Raw genomic sequence first — 22,261 nt, 5'->3', positions numbered from 1 at the left:
ATGTCGATACAGTTAATTACATATTAAAGATAGTAATAATCAGAGATATATACGACGTTTCTAGCCCAAAAGAGGCAAAATGCCGTGCAACGGTCTCATATAGAGGTGCCTCTCTTGTATTGGCCGCCTCGGAGCTATGGGCGTAATACAGACAATCAAGCGATCCGTGAAGGAGATAGAGGCTACTATCGGGCAGGAGCGTATATCAGCGAGGCTGGAGTATTTGCCGAGGTTTTGGGTCAAGGGATTAACTTTGCAGGAGAAAAAGATGTTACACAGAATATGATACAGAGCTATGATATAATTGTGATCGGGGCAGGACACGCTGGCTGTGAAGCTGCTGCTGCGGCGGCACGCCTAGGTTCGCACACCCTATTGATCACACTTGATATGAACAAAATAGCCCAGATGAGCTGTAACCCAGCCGTCGGTGGCATCGCCAAAGGGCAGATCGTACGAGAAATTGACGCCCTAGGCGGACGCATGGGGCTGATTACCGATAAGACGGCTATTCAGTTCCGTATGCTTAACCGAAGCAAGGGTCCAGCGATGTGGAGCCCTCGAGCTCAGAGCGACCGCATGCGCTTCATGGAGGCATGGCGTGAGGAGCTAGACGCAGAGCCCAATCTCGACATTTGGCAGGATAGTGTCCGTAGCCTCATCATTGAGGACGGGCGAGCTGTGGGTGTCGTCACTGGGCTACAAGTGCAGTTCCGAGCATCGGCGATCATACTCACCGCTGGTACGTTCCTCGGGGGCATGATGCACTTCGGCGAGCATCAGCTCGAGGGTGGGCGCATCGCAGAGCCTGCTAGCCACGGCATCACCGAGCAGCTCAGGGAGCTAGGGTTGCGTGTGGATCGTATGAAGACTGGCACCCCACCTCGCATCGACGGGCGTAGCTTCCGTATCGAAGAGATGGGGGTACAGGACGGCGAGGACGACCACCACAAGTTCTCCTACATGGACACGCCTGCACGCAGTTCTCTGCGTCAGCGTCCGTGCTACACACTCTACACCAATGCTGCCTGCCACGAGGTCCTTAGACGAGCGCTAGACCGATCGCCTCTGTACAACGGACAGATCCAGAGCATCGGACCACGCTACTGCCCGAGCATAGAAACGAAGATCGTGACCTTCGCCGACAAGGATCGTCATCAACTCTTCCTAGAGCCAGAGGGCGAAAACACGAATGAATACTACATCAACGGCTTCTCATCGTCGCTCCCCCTAGATGTACAGCTCGAGGCTCTACGCCAGATCCCAGAGCTGCGTGAGGTGAAAATCTATCGTCCCGGCTATGCCATTGAGTACGACTTCTTCGACCCCAAGCAGCTACATCACACCCTAGAGAGCAAGGTCGTCCCCGGGCTATTCTTGGCTGGGCAGGTAAACGGCACGACGGGCTACGAAGAGGCAGCTGGGCAGGGACTCATCGCTGGGATCAACGCCCACAGACAGATACACGAGCTCTCGCCCTTTACCCTGAATCGCAGTGAGGCGTACATCGGCGTACTGATCGACGACCTCGTGACCAAGGGCGTAGACGAACCCTACCGTATGTTTACCTCCCGAGCAGAATACCGCATTCTGCTCAGACAAGACGATGCCGATATGCGCCTAACCCCTCGCGCCGCAGAGATTGGGCTAGCAACGGCAGAGCGCATCGCCCTACTTGAGGAGAAAAAACACTGGCGTGACGAGCTCATCGCCTTCGCCCGTAGCTACTCCATCAAGCCCACCTCTATCAATCCCTTCCTCGAGGCCAACGGCATCACACCACTGAAGCAAGGCTGTAAGCTCGTAGACTTGATCCTAAGGCCGCAGCTGAGCTTCGAGCGTTTGGCTCCAGAGATCAGCACTCTGCGCCGAGTCATCGCCCAGATCCCCGAGAGCCGCAGGGCTGAGATCGTGGAGGCGGCGGAGATCCTACTCAAGTACAGCGGCTACATCGAGCGGGAGCGTGAGGCAGCAGAGAAGCTCAATCGCCTCGAATATGTCCATATCCCCGATCATCTCGACTACACCGAGGTACAAGCTCTCTCTACCGAGGCACGCCAAAAGCTGGAGGCTATCAGACCCAAAACCATTGGTCAGGCCTCACGTATCCCCGGCATATCGCCCCACGATGTGAGCGTGCTGCTGGTGCTCTGCGGACGGTAAGGACAGGCAGAGAGGCATAGGAAATTTGTAGTACCTTTGTAGTCAAATAATTTCACGAAAAAAGAATGATTACAGTTACAGACCTTTGCGTTCAGTTTGGGAAACGTGTCCTATTCCAAGACGTAAATCTCAAATTCACGCCGGGCAACTGCTACGGCATCATAGGCGCCAATGGCGCAGGTAAATCCACCCTACTACGTACAATCAGCGGTGCACTCGACCCCACAAGAGGGACGATCAGCCTTGGCCCCGGTGAACGTCTATCGGTTTTGAGTCAAGACCACTTCGCTTTCGACGAATACACGGTGCTCGACACCGTACTGATGGGACACTCTGTCCTATGGGCCATCATGGAAGAGAAGAACGCTCTGTATGCTAAGCCCGACTTCAACGATGAGGACGGTAACCGTGTAGCAGAGTTAGAGGATAAGTTCGCCGAGATGGAGGGCTGGAATGCCGAGAGCGATGCCGCTATGCTACTGAGTGGCCTCGGCATCAAGGAGGATCTACACTACAAGCTCATGAGCGAGCTAAGTGGTAAAGAGAAGGTGCGTGTGCTACTGGCTCGTGCCCTATTCGGCAAACCCGACAACCTGCTCCTCGACGAGCCTACCAACGACCTTGACCTCGAGACGGTAGCTTGGCTGGAGAATTATCTCTCCGAGTGCGAGCAGACAGTGCTTGTGGTAAGCCACGACCGTCACTTCCTCGACTCTGTATGTACGCACACTGTGGATATAGACTTCGGTCGTGTACAGCAGTTCGCAGGTAACTATAGCTTCTGGTACGAGTCTAGCCAGCTAGCCCTACGCCAGCAGCAACAGCAGAATAAGAAGGCTGAGGAAAAGCGTAAGGAGCTTGAGGAGTTTATCCGCCGCTTCTCCGCCAACGTGGCCAAGAGTAAGCAGACGACCAGCCGCAAGAAGATGCTTGAGAAGCTCAACGTCGAGGAAATAAAGGCCAGTAGCCGCCGCTACCCCGGGATTATCTTCACGCCCGATCGTGACCCCGGCAACAAGATCTTGGAGGTTAAGGGGCTGACAGCTCACGCAGATGATGGCACTCTGCTCTTCAAAGATGTGAACTTCAACGTAGAGAAAGGCGACAAGATCGTCTTCATCGGCCGTGACCCGCGTGCCATGACGGCTCTCTTCCAGATCATCAACGGAGAGCAAAAGGCCGATGAAGGGACTTACGAGTGGGGGCAAACCATTACCGAGGCTTATCTACCGCTAGACAATACGGCGTTCTTCAACACCGATATGAATCTAGTAGAGTGGCTCTCACAGTTCGCAGCCGACACCAACGAGGTTTACCTCAAGGGCTTCCTTGGGCGTATGCTCTTCTCTGGCGAGGAAATCCTCAAGAGTGCTAGCGTCCTCTCTGGGGGCGAGAAGATGCGCTGTATGATCTCTCGCATGATGATGAAGAACGCCAATACATTGGTGCTCGATAGCCCAACGAACCACCTAGACCTCGAGTCGATCCAAGCGTTCAACAACACGCTCAAGACCTACAAGGGCAATGTCCTGTTCTCGAGCCATGACCATGAGTTCATTCAAACGGTAGCTAACCGCATCATTGAGCTTACACCAAATGGCATCATCGACAAGATCATGGACTACGACGACTATATCAGCGATCCGCTTGTAGCCGAGCTCAAGGCCAAGCTCTACGGCAACTAAAACCAGCAGAGCCAACCAAGCCTAGGGTATCTAATAAAAGGGGCTGTGGACAAAATCAAATTTTGCCACAGCCCCTGCTGTTTTCGGTCAATAGACACTACTCTCGCTCGCTCCAAGTACTGAGCAAAAAGAGAAGCGGGATACTCACCGAGGCACTCAGTCGAGGAATATCCGAGACGAAGTCTGTACCAGCAAAAACTCCGAAGCGGCAGAACTCGCCCAGCCCGACCGAGTAACCAGCCTCTAGGTAATGCCCTCTGCGTGTGTGGGCAGTGCGTAGATGCAGCGCCTCATCGACAAAGCGAGTATAGCCCTGCCTCTTCCCAAAAAGCAAGTTAGCGGCCGAATAGTTAAGTCCCGTCGTTACCCAAAAAGAGTCGGAAGAGAAAGTTTCGGGCATCGTTACCCATGTACTGGAGAAGTGGCGCCTCCCTACAAAACCCATGATCGGGAAGTAGCGTCTATCGGCATCGCTCATATAGCCCGACGAGAAGAAGCCGCCCCAAGTGAGCGACAGGTCGAGCCACTGCGTCGGCGAGAGCGATAGTGCAGAGCGGAGGTTGAGCTCGCCCATTAGGTAGCGACTAAATGGATTGGCCTTAGTCGTGTTTGCCCTATCTCCGTAGGCCTTGCGTAGCCGTAGACCAATCTCTATCCCTTCGTAGCCACTAGGCCGAATAATCGGGTGGTCGTAAAAGTAGCGGTGGGAGGAGTTTGCGCCACTTAGATCAAAGGTTAAGTCCGTTTCTAGGAGCAATGCTTGGTGTTTGCGTAGATCTGGCAAGTACAAGTATGGGTTACGCTGCTCGTACACCCCCATTATAGAGAAGCGCATGTAGGAGAAGAACTGTATTTTGGCGCGCCACGAGAGGTAGGGCTTGTGGTAGTGGCGGAGTGGAGAGTTGGCACCAATGAGCCCCGGATAGCGGTCTGCCATCTGCTCCGTGGGGGTAAGAAAGGACGTTTCTCTCGAAGTATAACCACCAGAGAGAAGGAACATCGCATCAACACCTGTGCCTAGATAGTAGAGCAGATGGTTCTCGGTATAGAACTTCTCACTGCTGAGTGCATAATTGTTGGACGAGCGAATCATCAGCTTGGCCTCAGTGCTTGGCTGATAGGTCAGCTGACACTCATAGCCGAGCCACAGCCCATCGAGCTGATTGTAGTGGGCCAATGTATTGATTGCGCCGTCTATCGAGAGCGTTAGTTTGGGGTTGAGGCCAAAGTTCGCCCCGAGGAGTATCTGAGGGAGTAGATGCTTCGTCCCAGAGGCATCGAGCTTAGCCGAGTCGAGCAAGTGATCGAGCAAACGATAGCCACCATCATACCACCACGGCTCATGCGGACGTAGACGAGCAAGTCGCCACAGAGTTTCATAGTCGATAGGGAGATGCTGTGCCGTGAGGGAGATAGAGGCGAGCAAGGTAAGGCATAGTATCGCCAGAGAGGACAGCAGTTTCATCATACATCACGTCATCAGGTCCGCCAAGTAGAGTAGCACCGGGCTAGAGGTATGCAGGCGAATGATCGCCTCGTCAGCCCGATTGAGCGTACCGCACCACAGCTGTGGCAGAGTATAGTCTTGCAGAGGCCAATGTACGCCCTCTAGACTGATCGGAGAGAGAGCAAAGTTGAAGACAGAGAGCTGTTGCCCGACCTCGACCTCTAGGCTAGAGCGTGAGCTAAGCAAGCGAAAATGCCCTGTATCCGTCGGCATCACCAGCTCGTCCACGAGGTCTGCGTAAGTTGGGAGTAAGGATAGATTGCCCAACAAATGATCCTCTCGTCCGCCCGAGGCACCGAGCAGAGTGATCGCTCTAAGCCCTAGTCGCTCGCTTACGAAGCGCATCGTCTTGGTCAGATCGTTGGTGTCCTGATCGGAGAAGTGATGGAGGCGTTGCCCAAGCCGTGCCTTAACCCCAGCGCTAAGGGAGTCGAGATCGCCCACCACAGCATCGGGGAGGCGATCGGTGTAGTCGGCGAGCTTATCCACCGCACCATCGCAGCAGACCAAATGGTAGCCCTCGCTGCCCTCGCTCCAAGCATCAATGAGCTGCAGAGGGAGGGGAGCCGTGGGGAATGCTCCGTTGGCTAGAACTATAGTCTTGGGGGCTGTTTGGGCCGTTAGCTTAGGATAATGCTTCATTGGGTTGTGCTTTTTGTAGCTTAATCCAGTTGATATAGCCAAGTATGGCCACAACGAAGTTGATAACGAATACCACACACGAAACCATATCGCCCGAGAGATAGAAGAGCCACGAGCTAATAGCGTTGGCTACGATCCAACAGAGCCAATGCTCCCGCCACTTTTTAGCCAGCCAAATCATACCAACGAAGGAGATAACGGTCGCTAGCGCATCTGCCCAGTCGAGGACGCTCTCGGTGTAGCTCCTCAAGAACCATAAGATAATGAAGTAGCTGGGCACTGCTACGGCTAGGCTAAGAAGTCCATTTGGAGGAGTGAGTGTCGTGATGTGCCCCTCGTCTACATCGCCTCCTTTGCGTAGCCACAGCCACCAGCCTACGATACTCGTGACGAGGTAATAGACATTGATAGCGACATTGCCATAGTAGTGCGCCTCTAGCGATACGATGATGTAGAAAATCGGTAGCACGATGCCCACTGGCCAGAGCCAAACGCTTGCCCGATACTCTAGATAGACCCAGACGAAGTTGATGAGGGCTGCCACGAGGGCAACCCAGTTATCTTGAGCGAAGGTAAGTAGTAGGTCGATAGTCATAGGTTATTTCTATTCGGCCAAAGGGGCCGCTGCTTTATTGAGAGTAATGCGGAAGGTCGTGCCGATGCCTAGCTCCGACTGCTTGACGAAGATACGCCCGCTGTGATAGTCATCCACGATACGCCGAGCCAATGAGAGCCCTAACCCCCACCCCCTCTGACGTGTGGAGTAACCGGGGCGAAAAATCGTCTCGAACTTGCGCCACGGAATCCCACGCCCCGTATCGGCCACATCACAGTAAACGCCTTTGCCCAAGAAACCATAGCTAATGGTGATCTTACCCTTGGCTTGCATCGCATCTACCGCATTCTTGATTAAGTTCTCCAGCACCCACGCGATGAGCGGATCGCTCATCTGAGCATAGATGTTATCCTCGTCGGGCTCGACGACGACGAGCTCGACCTGTGGCGATATGCGTGGTTGCAAATAGGAAATAGTACGCAGGATTAGCTCGCCTAGGTTCGATGGCTTGAGGTTAGGCACCGAACCAATCTTCTGAAAGCGATCGGCGATCATCTCCAGACGCTGAATATCCTTCCCCATCTCGTGGACGACCATCGGGTCTGTGTCTGAGGCTGCCAGTAGCTCTCGCCAAGCCATAAGCGAGGAGATAGGCGTACCAAGCTGATGAGCCGTTTCTCTAGACAGACCCTCCCAAATACTATTTTGGTCAGCACGCTTGAGGCTGTAGATCGCCAGACTCGACATACCGAGGATAATCAGGAAGACAACGATCTGCACGTACGGGAATATCGTAATCTGGCTGAGGAGCTTGCTATCGGAGTAATAGATATAGGTAGGCGGCGTGGAGTCTATGATAATAGGCGGATAGGACGAATCCCTAAACTCTTGTAGCTTCTCGTAGAGATAGAGATGAGGGTTTTTGCGTGGCAGATCTATGTTGTTGTAGGAGATAATCTCCCCTTGCTCATTGACCATGATCGCAGGGATAGTCTTGTTTTGTAGCATGATCTGCGACATCAGATTGAGCGTGTGCTGATAGTCGCTCGTAGCCATAGCCCTAGTAGCCTGAGCCCACACCTCCATCTTGACCCGCTCATCTTGGCTCATCTGCCTAACCAGCCGATCCGATACCACCAGCGACACCACAGCCAACACGATCGCTGTCACCACGATGATGATACGCACCGAGTTATGCTGGTCTATCCACGAGCTACTCCCATGGATAAGTCGCCTAAGGCCTAACCGATCAATGAGCCCTCTATCCATACCAACCCAAGTGCTTGATCTATGAGTTGAACTGATTCATCGTACGGGCGATACCTTGCAGGGCGAAGCTCTTGACCATCTCGCAGCTACGCTCGAGCAACTCGGGTAGACGCTCCTCTTCTTCTGCCCCAAAAGCTCCGAGTACGAACTCGATCTGTCCGCCTCTAGGATAGTCACTCCCGATGCCGAAGCGTAGGCGTGCGTAGCCCTCGGTTTTGAGCAGTAGGGCGATGTTTTTGAGCCCATTATGCCCAGCATCACTCCCCTTGGGTTTGAGCCGTAGCGTACCAAAAGGCAGAGCGAGGTCATCGACTAGGATCAAGACCCGCTCTATGGGGATACTCTCGGTAGACATCCAGTAGCGTACCGCCTCGCCGCTTAAATTCATATAGGTCGAGGGTTTGAGTAGCACAAGCTCTGCATTCTTCACTCGCCCCTTGGCTATGGCGCCGTAGCGCTTGGTTTCAAAACTAATACCTAGGCTCTTGGCCAAGTGGTCTACGATGCGAAAACCGATATTGTGGCGTGTGGGCTCGTACTCGTAACCGATATTACCAAGCCCAACGATGAGATATTTCATAAGATGTTATCAACAAATTCCTTGACGAGGATCGGCTTGCACACAAGCGACTAAGCAGCCACACCTCTGTGGCAAAGATAGCGATTATACAGCTATCCCTCAGTGCCTACAAACGGCTCTGCTCGGCCTCAATACCCGATGTGCGCTGTCGGTCGTGTCTACCTGAGCCGATCTGATAGCCAATGTTGATACTCAGCAAACGAGATTCGCTGTAGCCATACGCCTGCAAGGTAAAGGCATCATTGCGATTGATACCATTCCAGTGACTAGACCATAAGGCATCGCTCAGACCGAGCTTAATGCTCAGTCTGTCGCCAACGAAAGAGCGCTGCAACGAGAGGTCTACACGACCCATAGCAGCCGATATATCGGTAGAGCCACCTAGCCGCCTCGTGTGATAGCTCCCCAATAGCTCGCCCCGTATACCCCACATGAGTGACATAGAGAGCTGAGCCGTAGCATTGGCTCCCCATCGAGAGAGGCGAAATAGCCTAGTGGGGCTATAGGCGAGTTGGTTCTCTTGCCAGAAAACATTGGCCGAGAGCATTGCCTGCCAGCCTCGCCCAAACTCAATCCCTTGAGAAGCGGAGAAGTTAAGCTGGCGCTGAGCCCCTAGATTCATCGGCGTGGTAATCGTTCGCCCACCTGCTATCGTATCCAGTACACTCACGAAGTAGTCGCTTGTGTGCGACCAACTCGCCGAGAGATTGGCCTGGCGGTATTGCCACCCCAGCTCGGCACGCCACATCTTCTGTGGTTTGAGAAAAGGATTACCACGCCAAGAAGATAGGCCGTCGAGCGCTTCGTCAATAGGATTGAGGCTCGCATACTGAGGGCGGTCGATGCGTCGCCCCACCGATAGAGATAGAGCGCCAGCCGAGCCTAGGTCGTAGGCTAGGCTGGCAGAGGGAAATAAATCCAGATAGCCTCTATCGGTAGGATTGTATTTGTGCGAGCGAATATCTAGTAGATGTAGATGCGTGCGTGTAGTCGTGTGCTCGAGGCGTGCCCCTGCCGAGATACGCCAGCGCTCCCCGATGGGACGCTCGTAGAGCAAGTAGGCAGACCCGATATACTCATCGTAGTCGAAGTCGTTGGAGGCTTTGGCATCGAGCAGATAAGCTCCTCCAGCGGAGAACTCCTCTCTACGATAGCCGTTCTTTGAGGTAACAACACTATACTTGACGCCAGAGGAGAGTTTACCTCCAAAGAGCGGTTGCTCATAAGTCATGCTAAGGCCATAAAGATCGAAGAGGCGTACACCTCGCGACTGATACTTCCCTAGAGAGTCTACTCCCCCAGAGCGATTGTAAAACGTATTAGGTTGCTCAATATGCGATGCTCCAGAGAAGCGACTATAATCAAAGTCTAGGATCAAGCGGTGCTTGTCGTCTGACGCATAGGCATAGGAGCTACTCAGGGTATATCTGTCCGTACGCTGAGATAGATAGTTGCTCTCGGAGTAAATAGAGTAGAGAGGTGTTTGGGTAGCAAGGTCTGAGATGTAGTTATGGGTCTGTATATCTCCCGGGCCAGACATCAGGTTGCCCGACAGCTCGAGCAGCACACGATGCCGATCGGACAGCCTATACTCCGCACCTACTGCCCCCGAGTAGTAACCACGTCTATCTGTATCAACCGAATGAGTTTCGTATCCGATGCCCTCTTGCTGGCGCACTCCTCCGTACCAGTAGCCCGAAGCTCCAAGGTCGTGGCTGTAGCGCCCCCAGAGCGATAACCTTCCTTGCTGCCAATTCGCTGAGGCATCTACATTTTGCCGCAGATGAATCCAAAACGCTGCTCCAGCATTGGCTGCTAGACTGTAGCCATGTTCTGTTCTGCGCTTGAAAACGACATTGAGTGCTGCTCCCGAACCCTCGGCATCGTAGCGAACCGAAGGGTTAGTCATCAGTTCAATCTCTTTAATCGAAGAGGAGGGCGTTGCTCTGAGCAGAGCTATGAGTTCGGCTTCCTGCATGCGGGTCTGCTTACCATTGAGCAATACTAGGACATTGCCTCTACCAGAGTATCTCAAGGTTTTGCTGCCCTCGTCTATCGACATACCCGGCATCTTACGCACCAGCTCTAGGGCATTGCTCCCCTGCGTATCTAGGCTCCTCTCGACCTCAAAAACCAACTTGCCCGATCGGCGAGAGAGCAGCAGCTGTCGCTTGTGTGCGACGACCTCTAGTGCCTCCAGATTGCCTAGCTCATTTTGGAGTATGATCTCTGCGAGATTCATATCCTCTCCCGTAGACAATAGGCTCTGCTTGTAGGGGGTATAGCCCATACTACGAATATGAAGCGTGGCCTCACCTCGGCCCAGAGGTAAAGCAAAGCGCCCCTGCTCGTCCGAATAAGTCTGAGCGAGAAGGGTACTATCCATGGGGCTGGTTAGCCAAATAAGAGCCTGCTCAATGGATTGTTTTTGCTCATCAACGACACGCCCTACGATGCGCTGAGCATAAGTGGAGCTTACACAGAGGCTAACCGCAAAACCAAGAAATAACAGTCTGCCCCAATACATCTCAAGAAGTTTAGCCATATCAGTCATGTAGACTATTTAAGCAGCTCACAAAGTTAAGACTAAAAAGCCCAACCTATGAGGGGCGATTCTGTGAATCTGTGGCGAGCATCAGTATTTACAAAATAATACATCTCAAGGGGTAGAGTTTAGATACTTGAGCCTCTTTGGCTCTACGGTGAGGAGAAGCCTCTAGCGAGCGGACACATCGTAATAGCCCTCAGATTTGCCCTCTAGCAAGCCTCAGACTGCGTCCTCGCTCTTTGGAGTACTCGGCTCTAGGTCAATAAAAATATCCGCCTAAAACACCAAAAACACAACAAGCTAAAAACGAGATATATAGACACACATCAAGACTAACTCCATACGCTTGTAGTGCATTTTGGAAGATTTCTTCCCATCAATCTTAGGCGATTGGTGGACACACCTCGGCGCATCTACCCATCAATGCTCAAAAGCCTTCCCATCAATTTTCCGCAGCGACAGCAGACGCCTTTAGGAATCCTCACCCTATTCCACAAAATTCTTACACAACCACTCAACACTCCTTAACATAAAAGCAGCAAAATAGCTCTCAAAAATCCTCTCCCCTTGCTCTAGTGTAGCAAGCGATGCTCCTACTTCTCTTTCGGCACAAACAAACAAGCCCGATCTATTGACTCACCGACCTCCAATTACGATGACTGTTTCCTCCTTTGATTGTAGAGTAAGCCCAACAAGGCGGTGCGCTACTCACTACATAAGCTACCATACGGCTCGCAGTGCTTGGCTCATGCAAGGGCAAAACCTTAGCACTCCACCTATATGTATGATGCAGGTAGCCCACCTCTACTCTACTCTCTACACCACGACTTCTACAACAGACTCCTCCAGTTATCCGCACAGAAATCGACCAAACTCGAGGCGTAGTAGACACTAGTGCCCCCAAGTGTGCCACAATGAAGCGAAGTGGCACACCTGCCCTAGAGGGGTACCATACCTTTGCAGTGTCGAGAGGGAGGAACTCAAGCGCTCCACAGAGCATCAGCTCTCAATCCTATAGGAGAGTTCGCCTAGCAGACAAGTGAGTATTTAACTTATTCTATTCAATTTTATTCAAATCTATTTTTATTATGTCTATCAATTATAAGGTACGCAAGCAAACGCTTGCCACGAAAAACGGGCAGAAAACGGTTTTCTACGCCATGCCCGTGAGCAACGGTGAGACAAGTATCGAGCAGCTCCAGAAGCTCATCTCCAAGATCTCCGCAATCAGCGAGGGTGATGTGCGCTCGGTGCTACTGACCTTGACGCAACTACTGGCCATTGAGCTCGTGGCAGGGCGTCGTGTCAGCCTCGGTGATCTAGGGCGTATGCGTATCGGGCTACGCAGCAAGGCAACGGAGAAGGCGGAGGACTTCAAGGCTCAGGATATTCGCCGCATTAGGGTAACATTCACCCCCGGTGCACTAATCCGAGAGAGTCTACTCTCGGCCTCTGTGCAGCGCTACACCGAGGAGGAGAAACCCAAGACTGGCAAGCCCGAGAAGCAACCCGAGGGAGGAGGCACACGCCCCGGAGGCTCGGCAGGTCTATAGCAGTGCTCAGCCATGCCTAGCAGCATGATTGGCCTAGGCGTCCTACTCTGTACACTCAGTCTGCTCTCTAGCTGTGGCAGCCACAAACGGCTCCACCTAGAGCAGCAGGCTCAGTGGCAGAGCCAGCAGGAGCGCCACAGCGAGGCAGGTAGAGCTCAGACCACCACGCAAGAGGACACACTCGAGGAGGAGTGGCTACAAATAGAGGCCTACGAGGAGGAGCTACCCCCACAGACAGATCGGCCTATGAGGCGTCGCCTCGGCATAAATCGCCGACTAAGCCACCGCACGAGGCTCCAAACGCACGACCTACACCAGAGCAGCGCAGACACCATTGCCACACGCAGCGGCCAGAGGCAAGCCAAGCAGGAGCAGAGAGCTATTAGCCACAGCTACGGACGAGGCTACAGTCTGCTCTCGCTTAGTTTACTGCTCGTGCTCGCTGTGGTAGTGCTACGCTACATCAGACGCCGATAGATAGCCCTAGAAGCTATCCAACGGCCCACTAAACTCGCAAATCATCAAACAAAAACACCCAACATCACAAATAAATTGAGTTATGGACAAGAAAGCAATCAAATACATCGTAATCCACTGCTCGGCGACTCGTAGCTCGCAGACCTACTCGGCCACTGAGCTAGAGCGTGATCACCGCTCCAGAGGCTTCGACGGAGCAGGCTATCACTTCTACATCAGGCGAGATGGCGCAACCAAGCCGATGCGCCCACTCTCAAGAATCGGGGCACATACCTTGGGTTACAATCGATGTAGCATAGGAGTCTGCTACGAGGGTGGGCTAAACGACCATGGCCAGCCTGCCGACACACGAACGGCAGAGCAGAGGGCTGCACTGCTCGACCTACTAGGCAGACTCAGGCAGACCTATCCGAGGGCCGTGATCGTCGGGCACAGAGATCTTAGCCCAGACAGAGATGGCGATGGGCAGATCGAGGCAAACGAGTGGATTAAGGTGTGCCCATGCTTCGATGCACGAGCCGAGTATGCAATGCTCTAGGATCGGTTGCTATGGAACGCAAACCAAGCCTTACTCCCCAGATTATCTTGGCCTTCGTCTTGGCTTCTTTGGGTATGGCTCTACTCTTCGCTGGCTTTTTCGTCCCTCCTCTAGGAGGCATCGAGCCAAGTGTCCTCGTAGCCTACGGAGAAGTGATGACCTTCGCAGGCGCACTCTTCGGCATCGACTACCATTATCGGCGTTAGCTCACTCGGAGGGAACCTAGAAGAGATCAAGGGGCTGTGTGTCGTAGAGGACAGAACCGTATAGCTTGTGAGATCTATACGGCACAGATTACGCTCTATGATGTATCTAATAAAAGAAGAGGCTGTGTGCAAAAATCAAATTTTGCCACAGCCTCTGTATATGATTTTGGATATCTTAATTAGGCGAAATAGGCACGGACGGTCTGTTCGTCACGAGCGATCTGCTCTTGGAGAGCTTCAAGTGAAGGGAACTTGCAGTCGTTACGGACATAGCTCTCTAGGTGCAACTCCAGACGCTGAGCATAGAGATCGGCCGAGAGATCGAAGATATTCACCTCTATCGTGCGGGATACTCCGTCGAGGGTTGGCCGCTTACCTATATAGAGCATACCCGTATGCATACGATCGGCGATGCGTACACGCACAGCATAGACTCCGTCGGCAGGGACGAGCTGACGTGGATCATCAGGCTGGATATTGGCAGTAGGATAACCCATCGTACGTCCGATGCGCATACCGCCGACGACTTGCCCAGAGAGTCGATAGGCATAGCCCAAGAGAGCATTCGCCTCACGGATCTTACCCATACGTAGGAGTTGACGAATACGGCTAGAGCTAACTGGAGCATTGTCAATATGTAGCGATGTGCCACGGTAGAGTGTGATGCCAAGACTGCGACCAATGGCTTCGTAGTCTTCGTACGTTAGGTTAGCTCCTCGACCGAACTGGTGATCATAACCCACAAGCAGGGCACGTAGCCCATGGCACTCTCGTAGCTCCAACATAAACTGCTCGGCAGAACGAGCAGCTAGCTCGGGCGTGAAAGCGAGGATCTCCACTCGCTCGGCACCATACACCCTAAGGAGCTCTACGTTTTGCGACAGAGGAGCGAGGTGCTCGGGAGCTAGCTCTGGACGTAGCACCTCGGCAGGGTGAGGCGAGAAGGTAAAGACAACAGGAGCTAGATCGAGCTCGGCGGCTAGATCTCTAAGCTGGGTAAGTAGGGCTCTATGCCCAAGATGAATGCCATCGAAGGCTCCGACAGTGGCAATTATCTCTTGAGCCATGGGAGCGGATCCTGTTTAGTTCTTTCGTGCCAGAGCTGGAAGTGTAGGACACCCGTCCTATCCGATCCAGCAGACGAGTCAATCGTCCCCAGCTTCTGCCCTGTGCTTATTCGCTGACCTACATGCACCGATACAGCAGCTAGGTTGGCATAGACGGTAAGGTAGTTGCCGTGGCGGACTATAACACTATTCCTATACCCGGGCGTCTCGAAAACGCTGCTCACAATCCCCGAGAAGACGGCATACGCATGCCTATCTGCATGTGCTCGCAGATCTATACCTCCACTGACAACCTCCACCCTCTTGAGCGAAGCATGCTGCTGGCGTCCGAAGCGACGCAGCAGTTCGTATCGGCCACGTACAGGCATCGGTAGGCGACCTCTATTCTGGGCGAAGCTACCCGACAGTTTACGCTCCTCTGCATTCATTGCATAGCCTCCGGCAATAGCCGAGCGGCGTTCGCTCTCGGGCTCATCGTCTGGTTCGTCTATTGGAGTAGGTTTGGGCTGAGGTTTGGTGCGAGATTTGGCATCTCCAACTTCTTTGGCTTCGGCTGCTTTGCGGGCCTTTTCCTGCGCCTCTCGGCGTGCTTTGGCTCTAGCTTCTCGACGTGCCTGCTGTCTGCGTGCCTCTTCCTCGGCACGAGCTATCTCGGCTGCGATCTGTGCTTGGATTTGATTCTCTAGCCTCTGGGCTTGCTTGCGCTGCTGCTCTAGCTGCTGTGCTAGCTTCTTCTCCTTACCTTTGAGATTCTGCACATTAGCCTCCCGCTTACCTTCTTCACGCTCGAGCTCTTTCTTCTCATTGTCCCTAAGGGCTAGGAGCTCTTTCTTCTCTTTTTGGTTGTCGTTGATAGTGCGCTGCGTCTGCTCAATCCCTAGCCTAGTTTGTTTAAGCTCCCGAACAATCTTCTGGCTAGCCCTTGCATACTGCCCGATAAATCGCTGTCGCTGATAGGCTTCGTCGAAGCTGCGTGCCGAGAGTAAGAAGAGGAGCCGATCGGTCTGTGGCGCATCGTGCTGGAGAGCCCGAAGACTCCCAGCGTATTGTTTGAGGAGCATAGCCTCACGTGAGCTCAGATGTCGAATGCGTATCCCAAGCGAATCTATCTGCGTCTGCAAAGCTGAGATTTCGTTACCGAGGATTCCGATAACTTCTTTGCGCTGGCTCACCTGTTGGCGTACGAGTTTGAGGCGCTTTTGCTCCTGCTCGGTGTCTTTCTTGATCCGCTTGAGCTCTCGGTCAGTGTGCTTGATCTTGTTGAGAACGCTCTGGCGTTGCGTTTCGAGTCTGCGGAGCTGTTTACTTTTCTTAGCCTGCTGAGCATCGGCTGTCCAAGACAAACAGATCAGGCAGAGAAGTATATAAATCCATCGTTTCATCTCATTCAATTCATTACCTCTATAGAGCATTGACAAGTTTGAGAATGTCTTGTAGCGATATCCGCTCGTAGCTAGGGCGAATACGTGGCTGGAGTGCCTCAAGATCCGGCTCGTCCTGCGCATTGATACGACTCCACTGGAGCCGCAAGCGGCCAAAAGGCGTCGCCTCGCTCAGGCCCTGCCCTCGATAGAGAGCTAGCTCTGTACTGCGTGGCATAGTCGTCTGTGAAGAAAGTGACTCACGCCCCTGATAGCTAGCAGTAAAAAGCCGTGCCGTGCCCTCGCCATAGACAGCGAAGCTCTCCAGCTCGTAGGCTGAAGACAGACCAAACTCGTAGCGGAACTTGCGCACTCGCCCCGACAAACTAGCCATACCATCGGGGAGAGCCGTGTATGCTAAACTGCGTAGAGCGTCGGCATCTTGACGGGAACTACTAGGGACGAAGATCTGGCCCAGTAGGAGCGCCTCTAGCTGTTCGTAGCCGAGCTCGAAGCCGAGGTACTCCGAAAAAACGAGATAGCTCTCCTGAGCATAGCGCCCGTTAATCAGATCTATCATCGTAACACCCTCTCGTGTGAACCAAACACGCAGAGCTTCGACCAAAGGGAAAGGCACTACCGAGAGACGGATACCCTCCCCTCGTGTCGCCACCAAGTTCATTCGTGAAGAGAGGTTCTTACCCTTAACATCTATCTCTCCCTTGATGCTGGCTCGGATAGCCGACCAACCTCTGCGCTCCCCCTCTAGATGCTCTAGAGCTGCATAGTAACGCTCTCTCTCGGTCTGAGCTAAGCCTCGAGCAGATGGCCCGACATACCGCTTCGCTCCGCAGGAGGCCAAGAAACCGACCACACCGAGCAGCAGGCAAACTCTAGCGAGTATGTGCAAACGGCTGCTTAATATCCCCATCTTCATTTCTTCTCTTGCTTATTAGCTTTGGTGAGGCGTCTGCGCAGCTCCTCCACTCGTTTCTTTGTCTTAGCTTTGGACTCATCTGACTCGGTGGCTTGTAGCTCTCGATCGTACAGCGCCAGAGCTCTCTGCCAAGCCTCCCTAGCAGCATCGTACTCTCCTTGAGCAAACTCAATATCTCCGAGGTGCTCATACAGCACACCCGTAGCCTCGTCGCCAGCCAAATCAATAGCCTTAGTCTGATAGAGCTTAGCCAAGGTGTAGTTGCCTCGCTTGTAGAATACCCAAGCATAGGTATCAACCATGTTGAGGTTATCCCCATCGAGCTTGAAGCCCCGTGCGGCCATACGCTCAGCCTTATCCAACTCCTGATCACGCTCAGCCAGAGAATAGGCGTAGTTGTTTAGGACACCTACATTATCAGGATTAGCCTCTAGGGCCAACTCGTAGTACTCAAATGTTTCCTTGATCTGATTTTGCTCGCTATATATATCGCCAATCTGTGCGTAGAGCTGCGAACGCCCCTGACCATCGGCTTCGGGGATATGCGCCAGTCCCTCCTTGAGCAGATGAATAGCCTCGCTGACTTGTCCGCTGGTGTATAGACCAATGCTCGCATAGAAGTAGTAGCGCCAGTCCGTACGAATGAACTCCAATGCCTCTCGGCACAGCTCGAAAACAAGCTGGTTATCCTCTAGGCTGATGGCATCGCCGATGAGCGAGTTCCAAACCTCAGGATCCTCTGGTGTAATGCGACAAAGCGGGCGAACCACAGCAATGGACTCGGCAAACTTATTCTGCAAACGAAGTACCTGCGCATAGGTAAACTTGGCACTAGGCTCGTCGGGGTGTAGCTCGACGATACGGGCAAAGTAGCTATTGTACTTCTCAGGGAGCTGATCGCCCTTTCTCTGGCTTAGAAGAAACTGATACCACCGAATGGCTTTATCCTCGGCCGAGGTCTGCATATCTTCTAGATGCTCCTTGAGCAGCTCTAGGGCAAGATCCTGCTGCTTGAGCCCTAGATGATACTGTATAAATAGTGGTCGAAGTTGCTGCTCGGAGTAGGCCTCCGCCTTGAGCTGAGCAAGGATTGGTTGAGCTTGGGCAAAGCGCTCTTGCTTGTATAACCAGCCAATGAGCGCCACCTTAGCCTCGGCCTCCTCGGGGAAGGCCTTAATCGTCGCCCTATACTGAGCCTCTGCCTGATCTAGACGCTGAGAAGCCTCGTAGAGTGTGGCCTTGATCTCGCCTAGACGAGCGTAGCGAGCATAGCCACTCTCGCCCCTCTGTAAGTGATCGTATAGGCGAATAGCTTTGTCATACTCCCCCGTAGAGAAGTAGGTACGGGCCAGATACTGCAAGACATCTTCGTCGTCTGGGTTATTCTTGACCCACTGCTCCAGCAGACTACGTGCAGCCTCCTTGTTGTCGCCCCATGAATAGGTCGATACCAAGGACTCGAAATACTCTCGCCTCGTGGTATCGGCTTGATAGGCTTGGCGGAATAGCTCCAAAGTCCTCTGATAATCTCGTTTGCGTGCATAGCACTGTCCTAGGGCATAGGCGATCTCGGCATTCTCCGGCCATAGCCTATAGCTATATGCTAGCAAGGCCTCGGCGGCAGCATTCTCCCCCCTATTCTGCTCCATAATACCTTGGTAGAAATAAGCCTCTGCCTTGAGCTGATGCTCTGCAGTAGCAGTACTCTGCCCCTGCATCTGCACCCAAGAGAGCGCAAAGAGCAGGAGTGATAATAGGGGGCGAGTTGGTTTATAGTTCATTATCTTGACTTGCATCTTTAGTCTTATCCTACTTGCACTAGCATCGGCTATGAGCCTATACAGCACACGAATATACAAGTGTCAAAGATACACAATTTGACACACTAGTCGAGTCGCCAATCCATAAAGCATAGCCCTTTTTTAACTTCCCTCGGGCAAATTTAAACAAGATCCATTCACATACCCTAGACCGAGGTAAATACATCAACTAAACTCTCTTACACTTCACCGCTATAAGCTAATCATAGAGTAAGTATAGGACGCATTTACTATAGAGGTATTGACACAAAAAAAGCTCGATCTATTACTAGACCGAGCTTCGATGAGGTGAGATAAGATATTGACAAGAAGTGTAGTGGTCTAGACCTTCACTAACCATCTACAAAGAATCCCTTAACCAGTCTAACCTAAAGGTCTCCAGAAAGGAGGTGTTCCAGCCGCACCTTCCGGTACGGCTACCTTGTTACGACTCTCGCGGTTACGGACTTTAGGTACTCCAGACTCCCATGGCTTGACGGGCGGTGTGTACAAGGCCCGGGAACGTATTCACCGCGCCATGGCTGATGCGCGATTACTAGCGAATCCAGCTTCATGGAGTCGAGTTGCAGACTCCAATCCGAACTGTGAAGAGGTTTAGAGATTCGCATCTGGTCGCCCAGTAGCTGCCCTTTGTCCTCCCCATTGTAACACGTGTGTCGCCCCGGATGTAAGGGCCGTGCTGATTTGACGTCATCCCCACCTTCCTCACGCCTTACGACGGCAGTCTCCTCGGAGTTCCCAGCATAACCTGATGGCAACCAAGGACAGGGGTTGCGCTCGTTATGGCACTTAAGCCGACACCTCACGGCACGAGCTGACGACAACCATGCAGCACCTACATAGATGCCCCGAAGGGAAAACGGCTTTCACCATATGTCATCTACATTTCAATCCCGGGTAAGGTTCCTCGCGTATCATCGAATTAAACCACATGTTCCTCCGCTTGTGCGGGCCCCCGTCAATTCCTTTGAGTTTCACCGTTGCCGGCGTACTCCCCAGGTGGATTACTTAACGCTTTCGCTCAGGAGCATACTGTATATCGCATACGCCCAGTAATCATCGTTTACTGCGTGGACTACCAGGGTATCTAATCCTGTTTGATACCCACGCTTTCGTGCTTCAGTGTCAGTTGTACCTTAGTAAGCTGCCTTCGCAATCGGAGTTCTGCATGATATCTAAGCATTTCACCGCTACACCATGCATTCCGCCTACCTCATCTACACTCAAGCTCGCCAGTTTCAACGGCAATGTCCAAGTTGAGCTCGAACCTTTCACCGCTGACTTAACAAGCCACCTACGCACCCTTTAAACCCAATAAATCCGGATAACGCTCGCATCCTCCGTATTACCGCGGCTGCTGGCACGGAGTTAGCCGATGCTTATTCATAGGGTACATTCAATCCAGCACACGTGCTAGCCGTTATTCCCCTATAAAAGAAGTTTACAATCCATAAGACCTTCATCCTTCACGCGACTTGGCTGGTTCAGGCTCCCGCCCATTGACCAATATTCCTCACTGCTGCCTCCCGTAGGAGTCTGGTCCGTGTCTCAGTACCAGTGTGGGGGTTCAACCTCTCAGTTCCCCTACCCATCGTTGCCTTGGTGAGCCGTTACCTCACCAACTAGCTAATGGGACGCATGCCTATCTCGTAGCAAAATTCTTTCCTCACATGATCATGCGACCTTGTGAGCATACGCGGTATTAGTCCGTCTTTCAACGGGTTATCCCCCTCTACGAGGCAAGTTGCATACGCGTTACGCACCCGTGCGCCGGTCGCCATCAAACTTAGCAAGCTAAGTTCATGCTGCCCCTCGACTTGCATGTGTTAAGCCTATCGCTAGCGTTCATCCTGAGCCAGGATCAAACTCTTCACTGTCATATTTTTGATTTGTTTGTTTCTGTTTTAACGCCCTTAGGATGTTGCCTAATTAATAATTTACTGAATTCCCTGTAATAAATTGACGGTTAGATCTGTTTCTAAACGTTCTTGTACTACACTTCTGTAATTGTCAATATCAAATATCTCAAAGATCTCTTATGGCGCTTTTCGCAGGTCTCCCCGCTCAAGCTATCTTAAGTTTTTTCTCCNTACTACACTTCTGTAATTGTCAATATCAAATATCTCAAAGATCTCTTATGGCGCTTTTCGCAGGTCTCCCCGCTCAAGCTATCTTAAGTTTTTTCTCCTGAAACTGCCCCACTCGCTAGAGAGGCACTATCCGTCTCGTTTGCGGTTGCAAAGATAGAGCAAAACTTTATTACAAACCAAATATTACAGCAAAATATTTTTACTACACTCCACTAAAATACAAACAAAACAATAAATATCAAACAATTAGAACCCAAGAAAAATTTGCAGAAAATCCCCCAAAAACAATAAAAAAGCGAAGGCAAAGTACGACGACAGGGCATAGACATATCTTAAAGGCCCAAAACTGTCACTATAGACAGCGAACAGAGTCCCCGCGTTTGATAAAGAAGTAGGGACGCCCGAGCAAAATTATATAGTACTAGAAGCAAGAGGGCGGTACGCCGAAGCTCACACCTCGACACACCGCCCTCTCTTATCCAACCTAACTAAACCTAGTCTTTGAATTTTGCGCTGATGAACTCGCGGTTCAGGCGAGCAATATTGCTAATGGAGATGTTCTTGGGGCACTCCACTTCGCAGGCACGTGTATTCGTACAGTTACCGAAACCCAGCTCGTCCATCTTGGCGACCATAGCCTTAGCACGGCGAGCAGCTTCTACCTTACCCTGTGGCAGGAGGGCTAGCTGGCTAACCTTAGCCGATACGAAGAGCATCGCAGAGCCATTCTTACAAGCAGCGGCACAAGCACCACAACCGATACAAGCGGCGGCGTCCATAGCCATATCGGCGTCCTTCTTGGGGATAGGGATAGCGTTGGCATCGGGTATCCCGCCTGTATTTACAGATACGAAGCCACCAGCTTGGATAATCTTGTCATAGGCAGTACGGTCTACCATAAGGTCGCGGATCACAGGGAAACCAGCCGAACGCCATGGCTCTACGGTGATAGTATCGCCATCGTTGAAACGGCGCATGTGTAGCTGACAAGTCGTGATACTATCATCAGGCCCGTGTGGGTGACCATTAATATAAAGCGAGCACATACCGCAGATACCCTCACGACAGTCGTGGTCGAAAACTACGGGCTCCTTGCCCTGACGAATGAGCTGCTCATTGAGTACGTCCATCATCTCAAGGAATGAGCTACCCTGCGAGATATTTTGCAGTTCGTAAGTCTCGAATGCCCCCTTAGCCTGAGGACCTCTCTGACGCCAAACCTTTACTTTGATGTTTATATTCTTGTCCATGAGTTTATTCAG

At 52.3% G+C, this 22,261-nt stretch carries 17 protein-coding genes and 1 rRNA gene; 6 read left to right on the top strand and 12 right to left on the bottom strand.

Annotation, left to right across the window (positions count from 1 at the left end):
- Positions 1–282 precede the first annotated feature (282 nt).
- Positions 283–2,163, top strand: a complete 1,881-nt coding sequence (mnmG, locus tag HQ41_RS06715; protein WP_044189606.1) for a tRNA uridine-5-carboxymethylaminomethyl(34) synthesis enzyme MnmG — start codon at positions 283–285, stop codon at positions 2,161–2,163.
- A 65-nt stretch (positions 2,164–2,228) separates the two neighbouring features.
- Positions 2,229–3,848: an ABC-F family ATP-binding cassette domain-containing protein gene (locus HQ41_RS06710; RefSeq protein WP_044189588.1), complete on the top strand. Its 1,620-nt coding sequence runs from the start codon at positions 2,229–2,231 to the stop codon at positions 3,846–3,848.
- Positions 3,849–3,945: 97 nt separating this feature from the next.
- On the opposite strand, the gene HQ41_RS06705 is transcribed toward HQ41_RS06710, so the two are convergent.
- The 6 genes from HQ41_RS06705 to HQ41_RS06680 form a co-directional block, all read right to left on the bottom strand.
- Complete coding sequence (locus tag HQ41_RS06705) at positions 3,946–5,316, bottom strand: DUF5686 family protein (protein ID WP_152567361.1); 1,371 nt, start codon at positions 5,314–5,316, stop codon at positions 3,946–3,948.
- A gap of 3 nt (positions 5,317–5,319) precedes the next feature.
- Positions 5,320–5,997, bottom strand: coding sequence for a thiamine diphosphokinase (locus tag HQ41_RS06700; RefSeq protein WP_044189584.1), 678 nt, complete (start codon positions 5,995–5,997; stop codon positions 5,320–5,322).
- Entirely contained in the window at positions 5,981–6,592 is a 612-nt protein-coding gene (pnuC, locus tag HQ41_RS06695; RefSeq protein WP_044189582.1) for a nicotinamide riboside transporter PnuC, read from the bottom strand. Before pnuC ends, HQ41_RS06700 begins: the two co-directional genes overlap by 17 nt.
- 9 nt (positions 6,593–6,601) lie before the next feature.
- Positions 6,602–7,822: a sensor histidine kinase KdpD gene (locus tag HQ41_RS06690; protein ID WP_081964793.1), complete on the bottom strand. Its 1,221-nt coding sequence runs from the start codon at positions 7,820–7,822 to the stop codon at positions 6,602–6,604.
- A gap of 19 nt (positions 7,823–7,841) precedes the next feature.
- Positions 7,842–8,402: an aminoacyl-tRNA hydrolase gene (pth, locus tag HQ41_RS06685; protein WP_044189580.1), complete on the bottom strand. Its 561-nt coding sequence runs from the start codon at positions 8,400–8,402 to the stop codon at positions 7,842–7,844.
- Between the two features lie 106 nt (positions 8,403–8,508).
- Positions 8,509–10,947: an outer membrane beta-barrel family protein gene (locus tag HQ41_RS06680; protein ID WP_161780591.1), complete on the bottom strand. Its 2,439-nt coding sequence runs from the start codon at positions 10,945–10,947 to the stop codon at positions 8,509–8,511.
- A gap of 1,091 nt (positions 10,948–12,038) precedes the next feature.
- Between HQ41_RS06680 and HQ41_RS06675 the strand changes: the two genes are divergently transcribed.
- The 4 genes from HQ41_RS06675 (at position 12,039) to HQ41_RS06660 (ending at position 13,724) form a co-directional block, all read left to right on the top strand.
- On the top strand, positions 12,039–12,503 hold the full coding sequence (locus HQ41_RS06675) for an HU family DNA-binding protein (RefSeq protein ID WP_052405330.1): 465 nt from the start codon (positions 12,039–12,041) through the stop codon (positions 12,501–12,503).
- 12 nt (positions 12,504–12,515) lie between these two features.
- A complete protein-coding gene (locus HQ41_RS06670; RefSeq protein WP_044189577.1) occupies positions 12,516–12,980 on the top strand; it encodes a hypothetical protein in 465 nt (154 codons plus the stop codon).
- 82 nt (positions 12,981–13,062) lie between these two features.
- On the top strand, positions 13,063–13,518 hold the full coding sequence (locus HQ41_RS06665) for an N-acetylmuramoyl-L-alanine amidase (RefSeq protein ID WP_044189575.1): 456 nt from the start codon (positions 13,063–13,065) through the stop codon (positions 13,516–13,518).
- Positions 13,519–13,529: 11 nt separating this feature from the next.
- Positions 13,530–13,724 carry a hypothetical protein gene (locus HQ41_RS06660; RefSeq protein ID WP_044189574.1) on the top strand — a complete coding sequence of 65 codons (195 nt, stop codon included), beginning with the start codon at positions 13,530–13,532 and terminating at the stop codon, positions 13,722–13,724.
- Positions 13,725–13,903: 179 nt separating this feature from the next.
- Here the strand turns inward: HQ41_RS06660 and ribF are convergent, their stop codons facing one another.
- From ribF to HQ41_RS06625, 6 genes are all read right to left on the bottom strand, one after another.
- A complete protein-coding gene (ribF, locus tag HQ41_RS06655; RefSeq protein WP_044189571.1) occupies positions 13,904–14,791 on the bottom strand; it encodes a riboflavin biosynthesis protein RibF in 888 nt (295 codons plus the stop codon).
- Complete coding sequence (locus HQ41_RS06650) at positions 14,776–16,173, bottom strand: murein hydrolase activator EnvC (protein ID WP_161780590.1); 1,398 nt, start codon at positions 16,171–16,173, stop codon at positions 14,776–14,778. Before HQ41_RS06650 ends, ribF begins: the two co-directional genes overlap by 16 nt.
- Positions 16,174–16,192: 19 nt before the next feature.
- Positions 16,193–17,083: a DUF4292 domain-containing protein gene (locus HQ41_RS06645; protein ID WP_161780589.1), complete on the bottom strand. Its 891-nt coding sequence runs from the start codon at positions 17,081–17,083 to the stop codon at positions 16,193–16,195.
- A 2-nt stretch (positions 17,084–17,085) separates the two neighbouring features.
- A complete protein-coding gene (locus HQ41_RS06640) occupies positions 17,086–18,870 on the bottom strand; it encodes a tetratricopeptide repeat protein (RefSeq protein WP_161780588.1) in 1,785 nt (594 codons plus the stop codon).
- A 421-nt stretch (positions 18,871–19,291) separates the two neighbouring features.
- Positions 19,292–20,786, bottom strand: a 16S ribosomal RNA gene (locus HQ41_RS06630).
- 707 nt (positions 20,787–21,493) lie between these two features.
- Positions 21,494–22,249, bottom strand: a complete 756-nt coding sequence (locus HQ41_RS06625) for a succinate dehydrogenase/fumarate reductase iron-sulfur subunit (protein WP_044189561.1) — start codon at positions 22,247–22,249, stop codon at positions 21,494–21,496.
- Positions 22,250–22,261 lie beyond the last annotated feature (12 nt).

The organism is Porphyromonas sp. COT-290 OH860 (assembly GCF_000768935.1).
Classification (GTDB): domain Bacteria; phylum Bacteroidota; class Bacteroidia; order Bacteroidales; family Porphyromonadaceae; genus Porphyromonas.
This window is presented reverse-complemented; position numbering and strand designations above follow the sequence as displayed.

Coding starts and splice junctions, on each gene's coding strand:
- HQ41_RS06625 (WP_044189561.1), bottom strand. CDS start 22,249: ATGGACAAGAATATAAACATCAAAGTAAAGGTTTGGCGTCAGAGAGGT.
- HQ41_RS06670 (WP_044189577.1), top strand. CDS start 12,516: ATGCCTAGCAGCATGATTGGCCTAGGCGTCCTACTCTGTACACTCAGT.
- HQ41_RS06710 (WP_044189588.1), top strand. CDS start 2,229: ATGATTACAGTTACAGACCTTTGCGTTCAGTTTGGGAAACGTGTCCTA.
- HQ41_RS06665 (WP_044189575.1), top strand. CDS start 13,063: ATGGACAAGAAAGCAATCAAATACATCGTAATCCACTGCTCGGCGACT.
- pth (WP_044189580.1), bottom strand. CDS start 8,402: ATGAAATATCTCATCGTTGGGCTTGGTAATATCGGTTACGAGTACGAG.
- HQ41_RS06640 (WP_161780588.1), bottom strand. CDS start 18,870: ATGAACTATAAACCAACTCGCCCCCTATTATCACTCCTGCTCTTTGCG.
- HQ41_RS06660 (WP_044189574.1), top strand. CDS start 13,530: ATGGAACGCAAACCAAGCCTTACTCCCCAGATTATCTTGGCCTTCGTC.
- HQ41_RS06705 (WP_152567361.1), bottom strand. CDS start 5,316: ATGATGAAACTGCTGTCCTCTCTGGCGATACTATGCCTTACCTTGCTC.
- HQ41_RS06690 (WP_081964793.1), bottom strand. CDS start 7,822: ATGGATAGAGGGCTCATTGATCGGTTAGGCCTTAGGCGACTTATCCAT.
- HQ41_RS06675 (WP_052405330.1), top strand. CDS start 12,039: ATGTCTATCAATTATAAGGTACGCAAGCAAACGCTTGCCACGAAAAAC.
- HQ41_RS06650 (WP_161780590.1), bottom strand. CDS start 16,173: ATGAAACGATGGATTTATATACTTCTCTGCCTGATCTGTTTGTCTTGG.
- HQ41_RS06645 (WP_161780589.1), bottom strand. CDS start 17,083: ATGGGGATATTAAGCAGCCGTTTGCACATACTCGCTAGAGTTTGCCTG.
- mnmG (WP_044189606.1), top strand. CDS start 283: ATGATACAGAGCTATGATATAATTGTGATCGGGGCAGGACACGCTGGC.
- pnuC (WP_044189582.1), bottom strand. CDS start 6,592: ATGACTATCGACCTACTACTTACCTTCGCTCAAGATAACTGGGTTGCC.
- HQ41_RS06680 (WP_161780591.1), bottom strand. CDS start 10,947: ATGGCTAAACTTCTTGAGATGTATTGGGGCAGACTGTTATTTCTTGGT.
- HQ41_RS06700 (WP_044189584.1), bottom strand. CDS start 5,997: ATGAAGCATTATCCTAAGCTAACGGCCCAAACAGCCCCCAAGACTATA.
- ribF (WP_044189571.1), bottom strand. CDS start 14,791: ATGGCTCAAGAGATAATTGCCACTGTCGGAGCCTTCGATGGCATTCAT.